The 18,284-nt window shown below is 71.5% G+C and carries 18 protein-coding genes; 5 read left to right on the forward strand and 13 right to left on the reverse strand.

Features of this window, described 5'->3' with window-relative positions; genetic code table 11:
* Nucleotides 1-40: 40 nt before the first annotated feature.
* The 7 genes from AB0I66_RS04355 to AB0I66_RS04385 all read right to left on the reverse strand — a co-directional run bounded on the left by AB0I66_RS04355 (nucleotide 41) and on the right by AB0I66_RS04385 (nucleotide 9,026).
* Nucleotides 41-1,924 (reverse strand): DUF2264 domain-containing protein, encoded by a 1,884-nt coding sequence (locus AB0I66_RS04355; protein ID WP_363206155.1) that lies wholly within the window; start codon nucleotides 1,922-1,924, stop codon nucleotides 41-43.
* Nucleotides 1,921-2,901 (reverse strand): hydroxyacid dehydrogenase, encoded by a 981-nt coding sequence (locus AB0I66_RS04360; RefSeq protein WP_363206679.1) that lies wholly within the window; start codon nucleotides 2,899-2,901, stop codon nucleotides 1,921-1,923. Before AB0I66_RS04360 ends, AB0I66_RS04355 begins: the two co-directional genes overlap by 4 nt.
* Nucleotides 2,902-2,978: 77 nt before the next feature.
* The gene (locus AB0I66_RS04365; protein ID WP_363206156.1) at nucleotides 2,979-3,842 is read right to left on the reverse strand and encodes a carbohydrate ABC transporter permease; all 864 of its coding nucleotides are present in this window, start codon (nucleotides 3,840-3,842) and stop codon (nucleotides 2,979-2,981) included.
* On the reverse strand, nucleotides 3,839-4,810 hold the full coding sequence (locus AB0I66_RS04370; RefSeq protein WP_363206157.1) for a sugar ABC transporter permease: 972 nt from the start codon (nucleotides 4,808-4,810) through the stop codon (nucleotides 3,839-3,841). The genes AB0I66_RS04365 and AB0I66_RS04370 overlap by 4 nt, the downstream gene beginning before the upstream one ends.
* An 82-nt stretch (nucleotides 4,811-4,892) precedes the next feature.
* On the reverse strand, nucleotides 4,893-6,224 hold the full coding sequence (locus AB0I66_RS04375; protein ID WP_363206158.1) for an extracellular solute-binding protein: 1,332 nt from the start codon (nucleotides 6,222-6,224) through the stop codon (nucleotides 4,893-4,895).
* A 91-nt stretch (nucleotides 6,225-6,315) separates the two neighbouring features.
* The gene (locus tag AB0I66_RS04380; RefSeq protein WP_363206159.1) at nucleotides 6,316-7,410 is read right to left on the reverse strand and encodes a substrate-binding domain-containing protein; all 1,095 of its coding nucleotides are present in this window, start codon (nucleotides 7,408-7,410) and stop codon (nucleotides 6,316-6,318) included.
* A gap of 101 nt (nucleotides 7,411-7,511) precedes the next feature.
* Nucleotides 7,512-9,026 (reverse strand): membrane-associated oxidoreductase, encoded by a 1,515-nt coding sequence (locus AB0I66_RS04385; protein ID WP_363206160.1) that lies wholly within the window; start codon nucleotides 9,024-9,026, stop codon nucleotides 7,512-7,514.
* Nucleotides 9,027-9,148: 122 nt separating this feature from the next.
* On the opposite strand from AB0I66_RS04385, the gene rpmF reads away from it, so the two are divergent.
* On the forward strand, nucleotides 9,149-9,319 hold the full coding sequence (rpmF, locus tag AB0I66_RS04390; protein ID WP_363206161.1) for a 50S ribosomal protein L32: 171 nt from the start codon (nucleotides 9,149-9,151) through the stop codon (nucleotides 9,317-9,319).
* A gap of 145 nt (nucleotides 9,320-9,464) precedes the next feature.
* On the opposite strand, the gene AB0I66_RS04395 is transcribed toward rpmF, so the two are convergent.
* Nucleotides 9,465-9,851, reverse strand: coding sequence for an STAS domain-containing protein (locus AB0I66_RS04395; protein ID WP_363206162.1), 387 nt, complete (start codon nucleotides 9,849-9,851; stop codon nucleotides 9,465-9,467).
* A 793-nt stretch (nucleotides 9,852-10,644) separates the two neighbouring features.
* Here AB0I66_RS04395 and AB0I66_RS04400 point away from each other — a divergent pair.
* The 3 genes from AB0I66_RS04400 to AB0I66_RS04410 are packed head-to-tail and all read left to right on the forward strand — an operon-like array spanning nucleotide 10,645 to nucleotide 13,388.
* Nucleotides 10,645-11,838 carry a lactonase family protein gene (locus tag AB0I66_RS04400; RefSeq protein WP_363206163.1) on the forward strand — a complete coding sequence of 398 codons (1,194 nt, stop codon included), beginning with the start codon at nucleotides 10,645-10,647 and terminating at the stop codon, nucleotides 11,836-11,838.
* A 57-nt stretch (nucleotides 11,839-11,895) separates the two neighbouring features.
* Complete coding sequence (locus AB0I66_RS04405; protein WP_363206164.1) at nucleotides 11,896-12,570, forward strand: helix-turn-helix domain-containing protein; 675 nt, start codon at nucleotides 11,896-11,898, stop codon at nucleotides 12,568-12,570.
* Nucleotides 12,571-12,587: 17 nt separating this feature from the next.
* Nucleotides 12,588-13,388: an SDR family NAD(P)-dependent oxidoreductase gene (locus tag AB0I66_RS04410; protein WP_363206165.1), complete on the forward strand. Its 801-nt coding sequence runs from the start codon at nucleotides 12,588-12,590 to the stop codon at nucleotides 13,386-13,388.
* A gap of 40 nt (nucleotides 13,389-13,428) precedes the next feature.
* Here AB0I66_RS04410 and AB0I66_RS04415 read toward each other — a convergent pair whose 3' ends face one another.
* Together AB0I66_RS04415 and AB0I66_RS04420 are read right to left on the reverse strand one after the other, a co-directional pair.
* Nucleotides 13,429-14,010, reverse strand: a complete 582-nt coding sequence (locus AB0I66_RS04415; protein ID WP_363206166.1) for an isochorismatase family protein — start codon at nucleotides 14,008-14,010, stop codon at nucleotides 13,429-13,431.
* A complete protein-coding gene (locus AB0I66_RS04420; RefSeq protein WP_363206167.1) occupies nucleotides 14,003-15,193 on the reverse strand; it encodes an amidohydrolase family protein in 1,191 nt (396 codons plus the stop codon). Before AB0I66_RS04420 ends, AB0I66_RS04415 begins: the two co-directional genes overlap by 8 nt.
* A 209-nt stretch (nucleotides 15,194-15,402) precedes the next feature.
* Between AB0I66_RS04420 and AB0I66_RS04425 the strand changes: the two genes are divergently transcribed.
* Nucleotides 15,403-15,693, forward strand: a complete 291-nt coding sequence (locus AB0I66_RS04425) for a hypothetical protein (RefSeq protein WP_363206168.1) — start codon at nucleotides 15,403-15,405, stop codon at nucleotides 15,691-15,693.
* Here the strand turns inward: AB0I66_RS04425 and AB0I66_RS04430 are convergent.
* From AB0I66_RS04430 to AB0I66_RS04440, 3 genes are all read right to left on the reverse strand, one after another.
* Entirely contained in the window at nucleotides 15,664-16,383 is a 720-nt protein-coding gene (locus tag AB0I66_RS04430) for a DUF2470 domain-containing protein (RefSeq protein ID WP_363206169.1), read from the reverse strand. The two genes, AB0I66_RS04425 and AB0I66_RS04430, sit on opposite strands and share 30 nt — an antisense overlap.
* Nucleotides 16,384-16,501: 118 nt before the next feature.
* A complete protein-coding gene (locus AB0I66_RS04435; protein WP_363206170.1) occupies nucleotides 16,502-17,131 on the reverse strand; it encodes an MBL fold metallo-hydrolase in 630 nt (209 codons plus the stop codon).
* Nucleotides 17,131-18,216: an S-(hydroxymethyl)mycothiol dehydrogenase gene (locus AB0I66_RS04440; protein WP_363206171.1), complete on the reverse strand. Its 1,086-nt coding sequence runs from the start codon at nucleotides 18,214-18,216 to the stop codon at nucleotides 17,131-17,133. Before AB0I66_RS04440 ends, AB0I66_RS04435 begins: the two co-directional genes overlap by 1 nt.
* Nucleotides 18,217-18,284 lie beyond the last annotated feature (68 nt).

An 18,284-nucleotide genomic window follows, 5' to 3' on the forward strand; every position in this document is an offset into this window, starting at 1 on the left:
TCATGCACAGCCTGCAGCCTGACGCGAGGGGAGGGTCAAGTCAGCCGTGCTCCACCGACAGCGGCGCGAAGGCGACCCGGGTCACGGAGTCGTCGTCGGTCCACCGCACCTCGATGGTGTCCTCCGTCGCCCTCACCAGGGTGGCCGTGTCCGCCAAGGACGTGGGCTCAGGTTTCGCGGTGAGTGTGGCCAGGGCCGCGTACACCGCCGTGCCCTCCGCTTCGGCCGTGAGGCGCGGGAGGCGGGCCCAGCGGGTGAAGGCCGTGCCCTGGGGGGCGCGCTGTTCGTCGTGGCCGGTCCAGCCGTGCAAGGGGTGGAGCGCCGAGTGCAGGGGCTCTTCGGGGCCCGTCGCCCAGCCCGTGTGGGTGACGCGCGCGCCGTGCGGCGCGCCGACCACGCGATGTATGCGCAGCTCGTGCCGCCCCTTGGCCACCGTGACGCTCTCCACGCGCAGCCCCGGCACCATGGGCGCGCCGCTCACGAAGGCGGGGGTGTGCCGGGACGCGGCCCAGCCCCAGCCGTCGCCCTGACCGGCGCCCAGCGGGTGGATGCGGGTGCGGGCACTGCGTACTCCCGCCACCTCCACCGCGACATGGTTGTCCGGGATGTTGCCGCGTGCCGTGGGGCCGGTCCGTGTGGAGTAGGCGTGGCGGGCGTAGAGCGGGTCCTCGTGGGCGGCGACCTCGGCCTCGTGCGGGCGGGCGTGGTCGCTGCCGTGGTTGTGCAGCCGGACGATCCCGTCGGCGCGGGTGCTCTGTATGAGGAGGCCGGGAGCGGGCAGCGCGCGGACCGTGTCGCGGCGCTCGCTGGGGGCCGGTTCCTCCGTGGCGGTCCACAGCGGATGGGCGGCCGGTGCCAGGAGGCCGACGAACGCCTTCGACGCCCAGTACGGCGACGCGGGTCCCGAGTAGGTCTGGAGGCTCGCGTCGTGCGGGCCGTGCCAGCCGAGGCTGAGCAGTCCGTCGGCGCCCACGGAGCCGCGGTCAAGGAAGTAGCGCAGTGATCCACTGAGGAGCCTGCGCGAGGTGCCGGGACTCAAGGGGGTGTGGCCGGTGAGCGCGCCGAGAGCCACGGACGCGCCCGCGGCGAACCGGTAGGTCAGGGAGCGGCCGAAGTGGATCGGCGCGCCGTCGGCGCCGAAGAGAAGTCCGAAGCTCTCCAGGTGCTCGTGCAGGCGAGCGCCGTGCCGCCCCAACTCAACCGGGTCAGCGGACAGTTGTGCGTCCAGCGTCGGGTACAGGTGCAGCGCCCAGCCGTTGTAGTGGTCGAAGGCCCGGCCGTCGCCGTCGGCGTACCAGCCCTGGCCCCGGTACCAGGTCTCCAGGAGGTCGAGTGCTCGCTCGCGCGCCCTGGCCGTCTCCGCGTCGCCGCGGCCCACCGACTCCAGGAACCCGGCCACCGTGTAGGGGAAGAGGTACCAGTTGTTGGGCGCGGGGACGTGGCGGATCGCGCCGCGCAGCCACTGCTCCGCCCGGTCCTGTACGTCGGTGTCGAGCCGGTCCCACAGCCAGGGGCGGGTCAGCCGCAGGCCGAGGGCCACGGACGCGGACTCCACCATCGGCTGGCCCTGGACGTGGTGGTCGAGGATCACCGGCCACGACTCGGCGTCGTCGCGGCCGGGCGTGCGGGTACCTGCCGCGAGGCCTTCCGCGTACCGGTCGAGCCAGCCGTGCGGGTCCTTGCCCTCGGCGCCCGCCACGCGGAACGCGGCGGCGAGGAGGGTGCGGGCGTACCCTTCGAGGCCGTCGGACCGTACGCCGGACGCGGAGGGGCGTCCGGGCAGGTCGAGCAGGGCGCCGCGCGGGGTCGCCCACTTCCAGGCGGCGCCCAGGAGACCGTCGGCGGCAGCCTCCCAGTGCTCGCGCGTGTAGCCGGTATGGGGGCTCAACTCCCGGTTTTCTTCGGGCAGTCCGGGGATGCTCATGCGAGGTAGGCCAGCCTTTCGCGTCGTACGGCATGGGCGAGACCGTCGCCCGCGGCCCAGCGGCTGACCTCGGCGACGGCGAGATCGGCGAGCCGCGCCCACTCGTTGCCCTGGGAACCCGCGAGGTGGGGGGTGATCGTGACGTGGTCGCACTCCCACAACGGGTGGTCGTGGGGCAGGACTTCGGGGTCGGTGACATCGAGGACGGCGCGGACACGGCCGGCCAGCGCGGCCTCGGTGAGGGCGTCCTGGTCCAGGACGGCGCCGCGGGCCGTGTTGATGAGCACGGCCTCGTGGCGCATCGCGGCGATCAGCTCACGGCCGACGAGGGCGCGGGTGGCGGGCAGCAGCGGGGTGTGGACGCTGACGACATCGCTGCTCGCGAACAACTCCCGGATGCCGACGGGCCGTACGCCGAGCGCCACGGCTTCCTCGTCGGACACATACGGGTCGTGCAGCAGCACCTGGAGGTCGTAGGGGCCAAGTAGTTCGATGACGCGGCGGCCGATCATCGAGGCGGAGAGAACGCCGACCGTACGGCGGTAGTTGCCCACGCCGTGCGACAGGCCGAGCCATTCGTCGCGGCGCCGGGTGGCCTTGAACTCCCGGGCCCGCTCCAGGACGCGCTTGCCGCTGAGCAGGATCATGGCGACGGTGTACTCGGCGACGGGCAGCGCGTTGGCCGCGGCCGCCGATGACACCTCGATGCCGCGGTCCCAGCACTCCGGGGTGATGTGGCCGCGTACCGACCCCGCGGTGTGGACGACGGCCCGCAGCCGGGGCGCCGCCGCGAGCGCGGCGGCGTCCAGCGGCGGGCAGCCCCAGCCGGTGACCAGGACCTCCACGTCCCGGAGCACGGCGCGTGCGCGTTCCGTGGTGAAGTCGTCCAGGACGGTGTCCGGCACCAGATCGCAGACGCTGCCGAGTGCGGCCAGGGCATCGGGGCCGAGCACGGCCTTGGCCGCGTCCGGGGCCATGGCGAGCGCGGTTCGCGGACGGTGGCTGCCGTTCTTCAACGCATTCCCTTTCACATGGTGCACATGGTTCGCCTGCCTCACTTGACCGAGCCCGCGGTCAGACCGGACTTCCAGAAGCGTTGCAGCAGGATGAAGGCGAGGATCAGCGGCAGCACCGCGAGGAGCGAACCGATGATCACCACGGGGTAGTACTCGGGTGAGACGGTGGCCGAGCTGTTCCAGGTGTAGAGGCCGAGGCTGACCGGGTAAAGCTTCTCGTCCGAGAGCATCACCATCGGCAGGAAGAAGTTGTTCCAGATGGCCGTGAGCTGGAAGAGGAACACCGTGACCAGACCGGGGCCCAGCATGCGCAGGGAGACGCGCACATACGTGGTGAGCTCCCCCGCGCCGTCCACCCTGGCCGCTTCGAGCACCTCGTCGGGCACATATCCCTGGCTGAAGATCCGCCCCAGGTAGACGCCGAACGGGTTGAAGAGGACCGGGATGAACACCGCCCAGAAGGTGTCGACGACGCCCGTGGCCGAGGCCATCAGGTAGAGCGGCAGCGCGAGCACCGTCTGCGGCACCATCACCGCGGCGAGCACCAGACCGAAGACCTTCTCCTTGTGCGCGAAGCGGTACTTGTCGAAGGCGTACCCGCAGGCGACGCTCACCAGGGCGCTGATCGCGGCGCCCAGGACGGCGTAGAGGAGGCTGTTGGTGTACCAGCGGCCGTAGAGCCCGCCGTCCATGGCGAAGAGGTCACGCAGGTTCTGCACGAAGGAGAAGTCCGTCAGCGAGAAGAAGTTGCTGCTGAACAGCGCGTCGCGGTTCTTGGACGCGGCGAGCACCAGCCACAGGACGGGCAGCAGCGTGTAGAGCACCGCGATGCCGACCACGGTGTTCACGACGGTGCGGCCCAGGAGGCGGGGGCGGTGCGCGCTGAGGGTGTCGGCGCTCATCGTGCGGCCTCCTTCTGGGAGCGGTTGGTCCAGCGGGTGACGCCGTAGGAGAGGGCGACCGTGCACAGGAGCAGGATCACCGAGGCGGCGGCCGCAAGACCGTAGTTGTTGCGGGTGAAGGCCGCGTCGTAGATGTACATGCTGGGCGAGAAGCGCGAGTTGACCATCGGGGACGACTGGCTGAGCAGCATCGGTTCGGTGAACAGCTGCATCGCCCAGATCAGGGTGAACATGGCGACCATGACGATCGAGGAGCGCACCAGGGGCGCCTTGACCTGCAGTGCGGTGCGCACCGGTCCCGCGCCGTCGACCACGGCCGCCTCGATCACTTCCCGGGGCACGGCCTGCAGGGCGGCGTAGAAGATGACCATGTTGTAGCCGAGGTTGCTCCACAGGGCGATGTTCACGATCGACGGGAGCACGGTGTTCACGCCGAGGAAGTCGATGTGGATGTCGCCCTGGGCGAGCACGTCGACGACCGGGCTGAGACCGGGCGTGTAGAGGTAGAGCCAGATGAGCGCCGCGATGATGCCCGGTACCGCGTGCGGCAGGAAGAGCCCCAACTGGGCCCAGGCGCGCAGTCGTACGACGCCCGAGTCGAGCAGCAGGGCCAGACCGAGGGCGCCGGCCACCATCAGCGGGATGTAGATCAGGCAGTAGAGCGCGACCAGGCCGAGGCTGCCGAGGAAGGTCGGGTCGGTCAGGACGGCCGTGTAGCTGCGCAGGCCCACGAAGACCGTGCGTTCCGGGCCGAAGCCGAGGCCCGGCTGGTCGTCGCTGAAGAAGCTCAGCCAGACCGCGGTGCCGACCGGTATCAGGAAGACCGTCAGGAGCAGGATCAGGAAGGGGGTCATCAGGACGCCGGCCGCCATGTGTTCGCGGCGTCGCGCACGCCCGGGGGCGCGGCGGTCGGCGACGGGGGTGTCGGCGGTGCGGGGGGCGCGGGCCGGGGGCGCGGTCGTGGTCATCGGGGGTCACCTGCCTTTCTGCTGGTGCTCTGGTGCTCTGGCGCTCGACGAAATACGTGGGCCGCCGGGGCGTCCGGGCCGGTCATGTGCTGTGCTCGGTGGTGGCGAGGCCGAGGGCCCTGAGGTCCGGCATGGTGCCGTCGTGCGCCGCGCGCACCGCGTCGAGCAGGGAGCCCTTGCCGCCGCCCGCGCGGGCGAAGCCGTCCTGCATCACCTTCTGGGTGGCGGTCATCCGCGGCCCCCAGACCCAGCCGTCGCGGATCGTCTCCGCCTGCTCCTCGAAGAGGCGGTAGATGTCCTGGCCCGAGTAGTAGGAGCGGTCGAAGGCCTTGCGGCCCACGGGGACCAGATCGGGGACGGCCGGGTACTGGCTGCTGGTGCCGCTGGAGAGCCGGGCGCGCAGGGCATCGGGGTGCGAGACCTGCCATTCGATGAACTCCATGGCGGCCTCGGGGTGCCGGCAGTCCTTGGTGACGGCGAAGGTGGAGCCGCCGTGGGTGCCGACGACGGGCTGGCCGGGGTCCCACTGCGGGAGCGGCGCGACAGCCCACTGACCCTTCTGGCCGGGCCTCGCGTTCATCTGCGAGCCCGCGTCCCAGGCGCCGCTGAGCCTCGCGAGGACCAGGCCCTCACCGAGCTGGGAGTCGTAGTGCCTGCTTTCGCTGGCGTTGACGAAGAGCAGCTCCTCGTCGATGAGCCGCTGCCAGTACGCCGCGACCTTCCGGGTGGGGCGGTCCGTCAGGGAGACGTTCCAGGCGCCCTCACGGGTGTCGAACCACTGGGCGCCCGCCTGCCAGGCCCACGCGGCGAACTGGGTGCCGCCGTCGGTTGGGAAGAGCGCGATGCGCCGGTCGCGCGCCTTGTCCCGTACGGCGCGGGCGGCCTCGGTGAACTCGTCCCAGGTGCGCGGGACTTCGATGCCGTACCGGTCGAACAGGTCGGAGCGGTAGTGCAGCACCATCGGTTCCACGTCGAGCGGCACGGAGAAGATCCGCTTCTCGAAGGTGGTGAGGCCGAGGGCCTGTGGCAGCAGTTTGGCGCGCAGCCGGTCGCTGACGAGTGAGGTGATGTCCCGGGCTACGCCGTCGATGGCGAAGCCGGGGACCTGGGGGTATTCGAGGGTGGCGACGTCCGGGGCGTTGCCGGCCCGGGCGGCGTTGCTGAGCTTGGCGTATCCGCCCATGGCGCCGGACGGGATCTGCTGGAACTCGACCTGGATGCGGTCGTGGGTCTTGTTGTACGCGTCGACCACTTCCTGGCTTCCGCGCAGTGCGGACCAGAACGTGATGCGTGTGGTGCCGCCCTTGCTGTTCGGTGAACTGCCGGTGCTGCCCGAACAGGCGCTGAGCGCACCTGCCATGGGAACTGAGGCTGTCACGGCGAGCAGGGACCGGCGGCTCGGTCGACCAGGCATGGGTGCCTCCCGCGGCTCTTGTTCGGGACACGGGAATCCTGATCGCGTGAACGGTGCCGGTCAATAGACCGATCAAAAGAAACTGAAGCGGTCAAACGATCCAGATGTCGGTGGTGGAACCGCGGACCTTGAGCTCCGGCAGAAGCTGCACGCGCTGCGCGGGCCCGGCGCCGGGATTCGCCAACTCGTCGAGCCTGCGCAGCAGTAGCCCGGCCGCCGTGCGTCCCACCTCATGCTTCGGCGGGGACACCGCGGTCAGCGGAGTGCTGCCGAGCGCGGCCACCACGTCGTCGTACGCCACCACCGAGCAGTCCTGCGGCACCCGCACCCCGCGGTCCATGAGCTGCTGCACGAGCATCAGCGCGTCGACGTCACCGTGCAGCACGGCGGCCGTCGCCCCGCGCTCGCGCAGCCGCGCCGCGAGGTCGAGCGGCTCGCGCGCCCTGCCGGGTCCCGCGCCCTCGGCGCTCAGCATGACGCTCCAGTCCTCGACCTCGCCCCTGGCGGCGGCGATGTCGGCGAAGGCCGCGCGCAGGGCACGGGCCGTCGGGCTGTCGTCGCGCGCGGCCAGGACGATCCGCCGGTGGCCGAGCCCCACGAGGTGGTCGACGGCGAGGTGGATGCCGTACCAGTGGTCGGTGCAGACGGAGTCCATGGCGTGCAGCGCACTGCCCGCGCGCGGGCGCCGCTCCATCAGGACCGTGGGCACGCCCGAAGCCGCCAGCCAGGCGTAGTCCGCCTCCTCCTCGGCCTCGGTGCGCCAGCGCGGGGCGATGAGCAGACCCCGTACGCCCTCGGCCAACACCCGCTCGACCAGCGGTCGTTCGGCGCCCTCCACCTGTGGGGCGATGTGCAGGGCGACCCGGATGCCGGCCTCGCTCAGGACGCCTCGGGCGCCGTGCATCGTCTCGTACAGGTAGGTGTGCCGCTCCGGCACCATCAGCGCCACGGCCCCGCCGCTCGCCACGGGTTCGGCGGGCGCGGCGCCGCGCCCCACGGGACCGATGGACCGCGCCACCCCGTGCCCGCGCCGCAACTTTCCCTCCTGGGCCAGGTCTTCGACGTCCCGGCGCACAGTGATCACCGAGACCTCCAGGTCGTCGGCGAGATCACTCAGCCGCGCCGCACCCCGCGACTCCACGACCGCGAGTATCCGCTGCCGCCTGACATCCCTCGGCTCCCGCATGCTGCCGGCCCCCTCACGACGTACCCGTCAGGTGTTCGTTTGAGCGTTTCGCTGGAGGATATCGATCGTCGCCCTGTCTGTGTCCAGGTCGGCGATGTTCGTCACTGGCGGCTGAGCGAGCGGGTGATGCCGGCCGCGACCGTGGTGACCAGGACCCACCCCGTGGCGACAAGGAGATACGAGAGCCACTGGTACCAGCCCTCCGGCGCGTACGCCTGCTCCTGGCCGAAGCCGATGATCGGGATGAGCAGGTCGAGGGTGTAGAAGACGGGGTTGAAGTCGGGGGCCTCGTCCGATTTCAGGGCGGGCGGATGGTGCAGGGCGAAGGCGAGGGCGCCGGTGAGCAGCAGGACGAGCAGCCATCCGGCCGCGCGCATCGGCCGGAACCCATAGCCCACCGTCACGTCCTGGAGGTGCCCCCAGACCCTGGCGTACGGGGGCAGGGTCCGCCGGTGGCGGCGGAGCTTGGCCAGCTGCACGGTGCGAGCGGCGGCCTCGTCGCCCACCGTGCGGTAGGCGGCGGCCAACTGCTCATAGCTCTGCGGGAGATAGCCGCCCGCCTCGCGCTCCAGGAGCGGCAGCCGCTGCTCGGCGGGCAGGTGCGGGGCGAGCCTCTGGTACGCGAGGCCGTCCAGCTTCACCTGGCCCGGCCACACCTCGGGAGGGATGTGCAGCAGGTCGAGCTGGGAGCGGCGCAGGTTCACGGTGCCCTGGACCGGGGCGGCTTCCCGCAGCCACAGCTCGCCGATGACGCAACTGCTGGCGCGCAGCGCCGACCCGCCGGGGTGGGAGAGGCGGGCGTAGGCGAGGTTGACGTGCCGCGGGATTCTGGCGCCGCTCAGGTTGAGTGTGCCGTGGGCGCGCAGCCGCATGGCCCGCAGATCGGTGCCGACCGACAAGGTCTCGGCGTGCAGGGCGACTTCACCGGGAGCGCTCAGCTCGGCGGCGTCGAGGTTGACCTGGCCTCCCACGGTGGCGCCGTTCAGCCGGACCTGGCCGTGGGCCACCAGGCCCACGGCCCACAGATCGGTGCCGATGTCCGCGTGGTTCAGCTGCAGCACCGCTTCGTCCGCCACCGCGGGGACCGGTGCGGGTGGCTCGTCCGGGGCGGGCGGGGTGCCGAGCTCCGCGCCGTTGGCGAAGAAGGCCCCGGCTATCTGCGCGCCCGCGAGGCGTACGGGCCCCGTGATGCGGCAGCAAGTGATCCGCAGGACCAGCTCCACCCGCAGGGTTCCCGCCCTCAGCCCCGGCAGGACGGAATCGCTCAGCACCAGGGCGCGGACCTGGGCCCCGTACAGGTTGGGCGTGTCCTCGAAGTGGCAGGACCGCAGGCGTACGGGATGCTCGACCATCCCGTACCTGAGGTCGAGGCGCCCGGTGATGCGGGCGCCCGACAGCTTCATGCCGGCCGTCTCGCCGTCCTGGGTCGGTCCGTTGAGCAGCAGCGCGCGCAACACCTCGGCGCGCACGGTCCGTTCGGGTCCCCAGGAGCCGCCGGACCAGGGATCGTCGTCGGGGCCTTCGCGGTCAGGGCTTTCGCGGAAGTCGACGCCCTCGCCGAGCGGGAACGCCTGCCAGACGCGGCGCTCCGCCGGGGTCAGGTCGGTGATCTCCATCGCCGGGATGCTGTCGCGGCCTCGTCCGGACTGTCAACCACGGCAGAATCGGGGCCCTAATTCGAAATGGGACCCATTTTCATATAGCCTCGGCATCGCACCGCCGAGAGAGGACCCGAACCATGGCCGTACCCAAGCGGAAGATGTCCCGCAGCAATACCCGCCACCGCCGCGCGCAGTGGAAGGCCACCACCCCGCAGCTCGTGCCGATCACCGTCGACGGCTCCGCCTATCTGGTGCCCCAGCGGTTGGCCAAGGCGTACGAGCGCGGGCTGCTGCGCCCCGAGGGCTGACCGCCACCATCCACCGAGCCGCCACCGCCCACCGGGCAACGCCGCCTCAGCGGCAGCCGCAGGAGTCGCAGCCTCTGCGCGCACCCCCCCTCGTCCGTGTGCCGGGCGAGGGGGTGATGCGTTCCGCGTTCCCGCGTACCCACCCCTAGGCGGGCCTGTTCAGGCTTCCGTCTTCGTCGTCCGGCGTGTCGAGGGCGGCGGGCATGCTGTCCCAGACGGTGAAGCTGCGGTCGAGACGGGTGATGCGCAGCACCCGCCAGACGCGTGCACTGCTGCGGACCACCCGCAAGTTGCGCCGCTTCGCGACGGTTCGGCCTTTGATGCGCACCAGCAGCCGCAGGCCGCCGGCGTCAAGAAACGTGACCTGCCTGAGATCCACCACCACGTCAGCGCCCGGCCGGTCCAGTAACTCCGCTATGCGCGGCGAGAGTTCCAGATCCGCCCAGGCGTCCAGTTCGCCTCGGAACGTCAGAACGATCGATCCGTCGACCACACGGTGGTGCAGCCCAAAGCCCGGGTCGGGCGTGCCCATGGTCCACCCCCCAATTTCCCTACACCCCGCATACGAAGAGTAACGACAACGCGAGCGGCGCGACCCTGAGGCCGGCACCGGACGCCGCCGGGGTCTGGGGCGGCACCGCGAATGGCACCTACATCTTGCCCGCTCAGGGCCAGTTCATACCTCCTAGGGGCATCCCCGGCCACCCCGCGGCGCATATTCACGGCCACAGCGCCGTAGTTACTCTCCGTGTTTCACGCACTGTGCGCGACACCGGTCGCGCGTCGCGTCAAGGGGCACGGACACTCGCCGCCACGATCACGCGCACGAGGAGGGCCTTGCCGCCGGCCGCGACGGTGCCGGTGGTGCGGGCCGGCGCTTCGGCGCCGTCGGCTCGGTGGTCAACCAGTGGGCGCCACCAGGGATTTCATCCGTCAGCGCGAGGCCGACGCGACGGCGCCGGTGCGACAGGACACCCCTCTCACGGGCCGCCGCGCCGAGGCCGGGCGGGGTGGCAGCGAGCTGGAGGACACCACCGGCGGTGTGACGAAAATTGGACACCGGGAGCCCATTCGGAGTCCGGCAGTCGGCGGCCGCATGCGCGGGCGAGCCCCGCGCTGCACGCCGTCAGGGCGCTGACGGAAACCGTGCCGAGGATCGAGGTCGGCAGGAAGAACGGCGTGAACCAGTCGGGTGGAGGGCCCGGCACCCCGCGTTGCACGGGGCGCAACCCAAGATGCGTCCCAAGATGCGCCTCTTGATCATAGGGACTCCGGGCGCCACGCTGTCTGCCACACGCGTCACCCCCGACACACGAGGAGCGGACATGGCGGCAGGCAGGAACACCGGATCCGGCAGCCGGCCCGAGGCGGACGGCTGGGGGCGGCGCGGCTTCATCGGAGCTGTCGCCGCCACCGCTGCCGCCACCGTCGTAGCCTCGCCCGCTTCCGCCTCCGCGTCCTCCCTGTCCCCAGTTCGACCGCCGCGCCGCGACCGGCAGCTGTTCCTCGGCACCTACACCAGTCAGCCCGACGGCGGCGACGGTCTCGGCCTCGCGACGTACGACGAGACGACGGGCCGGATCACGGCCACCGGCACACTGACGGGCGTACCCGACCCCTCCTATCTCTGCCTGCACCCCTCGGGCAAGACCCTCTATGCCGTCAGCGAGCGGGAGCAGGGCGGCGTGAGCGCGATCGCGCTCTCCTCCGCGGGGCCCGAGGTCTTGGGAGCGCGTGACACGGGTGGCGCCGGGCCCTGCCATCTGTCCGTGCACCCGAGCGGACGGTGGCTGCTCAGCGCGAACTACCTCTCCGGGAGCGTGGCCGTCCACCCGGTCCAACCGTCGGGCGCCCTGGGCGAGTTGAGCGATGTGGTCACCCACTCCAGCCCGCCTCCCGGCCCGGGGCAGGAGGGCCCGCACGCCCACCAGATCGTGACCAGCCCGGACGGCGGGCACGTCCTCGCCGTCGACCTGGGCAACGACACCGTCTACAGCTACCGCCTCGACACGAAGAAAGGGAAGCTCACCCAGGCCTCCTACGCCACCCTGCGACCGGGCGCGGGCCCGCGTCATCTCACCTTCCACCCCTCCGGGCGCTTCGCCTATCTGGCGAACGAGCTCGACAACACGGTGGCGGTCTGCGCGTACGACCCCGCGAGCGGGCGGCTCACGCCCGGTGCCCCGCAGTCCACCGGCACGGGCGACGGGACCAGCTATCCGGCGCAGCTGCTCGTCACACGGGAGGGCACCTTCGCCTTCCTCGCCAACCGCGGACACAACAGCCTCACCCGCTACGCGATCGAAGCGGGTGGCGCCCGGCTGCGGCTGCTCGACACGGTCCCCGCCGGAGGGGACTTCCCCCGGCACATCGCCTTCTCGCCGTCCGGGCGCCTGCTGTTCGCGGCCAACCAGAAATCGAGCTCGGTGAGCGTCTTCCAGGTGGGGAAGGACGGCCAACTGCGCCTGACCGGCGAGCCGTTCGCCGCACCGCTCGCCGTGTGCGCGCTGCCGCTCTAATCGAGTCCCGTCGGGACAAGTGTCCCGTTGGGACATCACGGGTGTACAGTCGAAGGCATGAACAAGGCGAAGGAGTCCGGTTCAGGAGCCCCGGCCACTGACCTGGGCGGCGAGGACCGCAGGCAGCGCAAGGCCCGGCAGACCCGGGAGGCGCTCGCCGACGCGGCCATCGACCTGATCCTGGAGCACGGCCTCGCGGCCGTCACCGTGGAGGCCGTCGCCGAGCGCGCCGACGTGACGCGCCGCACCTTCAGCCGCCACTTCGGCGGCAAGGAGGCGGCGGCGCTCGACTTCACCCGTGCCGACGGCGACCGCATCAACGCGGCCCTGCGCACCCGCCCCGCCGACGAGCCCCCGCTGGCCGCCTATCGCGCGGCGGTGCAGGACTGGCTCGCCGACCCGGAGTCCCCCGGCCCGCACCGCAGGGCCCGGAGGCGGGAGCTGCTCGCGCTCGTCGACACCGAGCCCGCCCTGTTCGCCGCGTACGAACGTGTCCGGGTCGACGCCCAGGACGAGTCCGTCCGGATCATCGCCGACCGGCTCGGCACCGACCCCGCCCGGGACCAGCGCCCGGCCGTCGTCGTCGGTGCCGCCGCCGGAGTGCTGACCGCCGCCCTGCGCAGCTGGGCGCGCGGCGGGCACGACAACGACGCAGACCTCGCCGCACATGTGGAGCAGGCCTACGCCGTCCTGACCGGGGAGGCAGCACGCGCCGCCCCCCACATCGGATGAGGAAAGTGAAGAGCACCATGAGCACCACCCCCACCACCACTCCCGCGACCGCCCCCGTCACCGACTACGCCACCGAGTTCGCCGGCAAGACCGCCCTGGTCACGGGCGCCGCCTCCGGCATCGGCCTGGCCACCGCCCGCCGCCTGGGCGCGGGCGGCGCGACCGTCGTCATCGCCGACTTCAACGCCGAGGGCGCCGAGAAGGCCGCCGCCCAGCTTCTCGCGGAGGGCGTCAAGGCCGCCGCGGTGGCCTTGGACGTCACCGAGCCCGCTTCGGTCGAGGCAGCGGTGCGGTTCGCCGTGGACACCTTCGGCGGACTCGACCTCGCGGTCAACAACGCGGGCATCGGCGGGGAGAGCAAGCCGACGGGCGCGTACGACATCGATGTCTACAACCGCGTCATACGCACCAACCTCGACGGCGTCTTCTACTCGATGCGCTACGAACTCCCGGTCCTGGAGGCCGCGGGCGCGGGCGCCATCGTGAACGTCGCCTCGATCCTCGGCTCCGTCGGCTTCGCGGGCTCCCCCGCCTACGTCGCCGCCAAGCACGGCGTCGTCGGCCTCACCAAGACCGCCGCCGCCGAGTACGCGGCGAAGGGCATCCGTGTGAACGCGGTGGGCCCCGGCTTCATCGAGACGCCGCTCCTGCAGAGCATGGACAAGGAGGCGTACGACGCGCTCGTCTCCCTGCACCCGGCGGGCCGCCTCGGTCACTCCGAGGAGGTCGCCGAGCTGATCGTGTTCCTGCTCTCGGAGCGGGCCTCGTTCATCCACGGCAGCTACCACCTGGTGGACGGCGCGTACACCGCCCGCTGAACCCCGTTCGCCGACAGGCGCCTGACGCCTGTCGCCTGGCCTACGGCTTGGTGAAACCGACGTCCTGGGCCCTCGCGACGATCTCGACCTCGTCGCCGAGGGCCCATTCGGCGACCCGGGACACCGTCGCCGCCGGGATCAGGTCGCTGATGCCCTCGGCGGCGGGGATGTCCTGTGTCGCGTGCGCGTCGTGCGGCAGGACCACACGGAAGTCCAGGTCAAGGGCCGTACGCGCGGTCGCCGACACGCACATCTCGGACATCACGCCGCAGAGGGCGAGGTCGCTCACGCCGGACTCGGCGAGGAGTTCACGCAGCGAGGTCCCCTCGAAGCCGTCGTCGACGGTCTTGCGGATGACCACCTCGCCGCGGTCGGCGTCCACCGGAAGGTGGATCTCCCAGCCGGGGGTGCCCGGTTCGTCGTCGGACCCCGGCTCGCCGTCGTTCTGCAGCTGGACCACCAGCGCTCCGGCGGCACGGGCCCGGGTGATCAGGTCGGTCGTCCGGTCGAGGACCCGGGCCGCTTCGGGGACGGCGGTGTCGCCCGTGACGAAGGCGGTCTGCATGTCGACCACGATCAGCGCCTGGACGGGGGGTATGGGGTGTGACGCTCTTTCACTCATGGTCCACCATCTTGCCGTTCGCCATGATCAGCCGTACATCCCCGAGGGCCGCCACGTCCGCGAGCGGGTCGCCGTGCACCGCGATCAGGTCGGCGCGAAAGCCCGCGGCCAGGCGTCCGACATGGTCGGCGATGCCCAGCGCGTCGGCGGCCTCGGTGGTCGCCATGTCGATGACGCGGTGGGGCTCGATCCCCAGGTGCTGGTAGAAGCCGAGGCTCTGGGCCAGGCCGTCGCAGCCCGCGCGCTGGACTCCGGCGTCCGTGCCCGCGACGATCCGCGCGCCGTGCTCCGCCATCGTGCGGACCTGGTCGAACATCGCCTTGGCCCGCTCGGCGCCGAAGAACATGGGCAGCATCCGCCAGTTCGGGCTGATCGTCGGGCAGATCCGGATGCCCTTGTCGACGATGGCGTCCAGGACGTCCTCGCGCAGGTCGAATCCTTTGCGCGTCATCCAGGTGCAGTGCTCGATGGTGTCGACGCCCGCCATCACGGCGGCCACGATCCCCGCCGTCCCGTGTCCGTGGGCGGCGACCGGCAGCCCCGCCCGGTGCGCCTCACGGACGATCACGCGCAGCGCGGGGGCGTCGAACTGTGCCTGCCAGGTGGCGGGGCCGCCCTGGGTGAGGCCGCCGCCGGTGGCCATGACCTTGATGACGTCCGCGCCGAGCTCGGCGTTGCGCCGGACCAGGGCGCGCATCTCGCTCTCGCCCTCGACCTCACCGCCGAGGAACCAGCAGTGGCCGCCCTTGGTGGTGAGCGGCGTCGTGGCGGCCACGATGCGTGGGCCGGGCACCCGGGACGCGGCGATCTCCTCGCGCAGGCGCAGGGTGAGGCGGCCGCGGTCACCGAGATCGCGCACGGTGGTGACGCCGCTGCGCAGGAATTGCAGCGCACGCTCTTCCATGGCCGCCATGAGGGTGGTGTCGCTGTGCGCGTCCAGGACCGCCACGGGGTCCTTGCTCGCGTCGAAGACCAGGTGGACGTGGGCGTCGATGAGGCCGGGCAGCACCGTGGCCTCGGGCAGTGCGTACCGCCGCGACACACCGCGGGCCAGGGGCTCGACCTCGGCCCGGGCGCCGGCGGCGACGATCTCGGCGCCCTCCGTCAGCACGGCGCCGTCCGTGACGTACTGGCCACGCGGCCCTGTCAGAACCCGCCCTGCCGTGAGCAGCGTCTGGCTCATTGGCTCATCTCTGCCTTTCCGGGAAGGAGTTCGAGGAGCTGGCGGTGATGCTGTGAAGCCAGTCTCCATGGTCCGTCACCGGAGGGCAGGAAGTCCGTCACGCGAAAGCGGGACAGGATGTTCGCGCGGCGCCGCGCGGGTACCCATAGCCTGGGCCGAGTGCCCGCACACGACGTCGCAGGACGTGTCAGGACGGAGGTCAGGGTCTGATGAGCACGGAAGTCACGGTCCTCCTTGTCGGCGGCGCGATTCTGGTGGCCGCGACACTCGCGGTCGCGATCGCGCTGCTCGTACGTATGGTCCGCACGCGGCGCACCCTGCGCGCCGCCGGGCTGCCGGTCGAGCGCCAGTGGGTGTTCTGGGGGGCGGTCGCCTATCTCGTCCTGCCGGCCGATCTGCTGCCGGACCCGGTGTTCCTCGATGACATCGGGGTGCTCGTGCTCGCGCTGCGGTCCATGAAATCGGCGAATTCAGGCGTCGGGGAGCGTGGGGCGCAGTAGCGGGCGGCGCAGGTGGCGGGCTTTGGTGAGCAGGACGTGCATACGCTCGGTCACCTGGGTGATGTCTTCGACGGGCTCGTCGAAGTCGAGCCGGACATCCGCCTGGCTGCGGGCTTTCTCCAGGCGCAGCGTGAGGGCGTAGCGGTCGATGGCGAGCGGGCGTACGCGTACGACGCCGTGCAGGCTGTCCGCGCACACGAGCCTGGTCAGCTGCTCGACGGCGTCCTCGTGCGCGTCGGCGAGGTGGGTGAGCAGCCGCGCCTCCGCCTCGGCCAGCGGGTCGGGGGCGGCCAGGGCGAGTTCGTCGAGGTCGATGCCGACGCGGCCGCCGGCCCCGTCGTGCAGCACGGCGCAGGTCGGCGCGAAGATGAATCCCTCCCCGTCGGGCACCAGTGATCCCGAGAGCCACAGCCGGGCCCGGATCCGGTCCCTGACCGGTACGGGGGCGACGTCGGCGAACTCGACCAGGGTGGACGGTTCGCCGCGCGGCGCGCAGATCATCGCGGTGGCCAGCGCGCTGTCCGGGGGCGGTGACAGCAGCAGGATGCCCTCCGGCGTGACGCTGTGCGCGCCGACGAGTTCATCCCTGCCGATCTCCGTGGTCACCGCGCAGGACCAGGCGGTGGTGAGCAGTGAGCGAGCGCGTGCCGCTGCAGTGGGCACGGTCGTGCTGGCGTGACGGACACCCATCCTTCAACCTCCATTAGGTAAGCCTTGCCTAACTTATCGGAGATCGCGGGACAGGGCCAGTACGCGAAAGGCCCCGCGCGGCGAACCACGCGGGGCCGAACAGGTGCGCGTCGTGCGGTCAGTGACCGCGGGCGATCCACTCCTGAAGGTGCGGCGCCTCGGCGCCGACGGTCGTGCTGTCGCCGTGGCCGGTCCGCACCACCGTCTCCGGGGGCAGCGTGAGCAGGCGGTCCCTGATCGAGTCGACGATCGTCGGGAAGTCGCTGAACGACCGGCCCGTCGCTCCTGGGCCACCCGCGAAGAGCGTGTCGCCGGTGAAGACCGTGCCCAGCGCGGGCGCGTGGAGACTGACGGCGCCCAGGCAGTGGCCCGGGGTGTGCAGGACCTTCAACTGCACGCCCGCCACGGTGAGTTCCTGCCCGTCGGACAGCTCGCCGTCGGGGGCGCGGTCGGGGTGGGTCTGCTTCCACAGCTCCGCGTCGGCGGGGTGCAGCAGGATCGGCGCGCCGGTGCGGGCGGCGAGCGCCGGGGCCGCGTCGATGTGGTCGTCGTGCGCGTGCGTGCACACGATCGCGACGACCCGGCGCTCGCCGACCGCCGCCGCGATGGCGTCCGCGTCGTGCGCCGCGTCGATGACGACGACCTCGCTGTCGTCCCCCACGATCCATACGTTGTTGTCGACGTCCCAGGTGCCTCCGTCGAGGGAGAACGTGCCCGAGGTGACCAGGTGATCGATGCGCGCCGTCATCAGAAGACCACCACCGAACGCAGGACGTCTCCGTGATGCATGCGCTCGAAGGCCTTCTCCACGTCGGCCAGGGCGATCGTCTCCGTGACGAACGCGTCCAGGTCGAGGCGCCCCTGCTGATAGAGGTCGATGAGCATCGGGAAATCGCGTGAGGGCAGGCAGTCGCCGTACCAGCTCGACTTGAGCGCGCCGCCGCGCCCGAAGACGTCGAGGAGCGGCAGGTCGATGCGCATGTCCGGCGTCGGCACGCCGACCAGGACGACCGTGCCCGCCAGGTCGCGTGCGTAGAAGGCCTGTTCGTACGTCTCCGGGCGGCCGACCGCCTCGATGACGACGTCGGCTCCATTGCCGTCGGTCAGCTCGCGAACGGCCTCGATCGGGTCCGCCGAACGGGAGTTGACGGTGTGCGTGGCGCCGAGGCTCTTCGCGGTCTGCAGCTTCTTGTCGTCGATGTCGACGGCGATGATCTTCGCGGCTCCGGCGAGCCGCGCACCCACGACCGCCGCGTTGCCGACGCCGCCGCAGCCGATGACGGCGACCGAGTCGCCGCGGCCCACGTTGCCGGTGTTGATGGCGGCGCCGATACCGGCCATGACCCCGCAGCCGAGGAGTCCGGCCGCGGCGGGCGAGGCGGCCGGGTCGACCTTGGTGCACTGCCCCGCGGCGACGAGCGTCTTCTCCGCGAAGGCGCCGATGCCGAGCGCGGGCGACAGCTCGGTGCCGTCCAGGAGGGTCATCTTCTGCTTGGCGTTGTGCGTGTCGAAGCAGTACTGGGGGCGGCCCCGCAGGCACGCGCGGCACTGGCCGCACACCGCACGCCAGTTGAGGATCACGAAGTCACCGGGCGCGACCTCCGTGACGCCGTCGCCGACCGACTCCACGACGCCCGCCGCCTCGTGGCCGAGCAGGAAGGGGAAGTCGTCGTTGATGCCGCCCTCGCGGTAGTGCAGGTCGGTGTGACAGACCCCGCAGGCCTGCACCTTCACCACGGCTTCCCCGGGCCCCGGGTCCGGCACGACGATCGTCTCGATCCGTACCGGCTCGCCCTTCGCGCGCGCGATCACGCCCTGTACCTGCTGCGCCATGAGGTCAGCCCTTCTTTCTTCCGGTCTTGCTCCCGGCGTCACTTGCTCGTCCGGCAGCACATGTTTCT

It is taken from the genome of Streptomyces sp. NPDC050439 (genome assembly GCF_040655335.1).
Classification (GTDB): domain Bacteria; phylum Actinomycetota; class Actinomycetes; order Streptomycetales; family Streptomycetaceae; genus Streptomyces.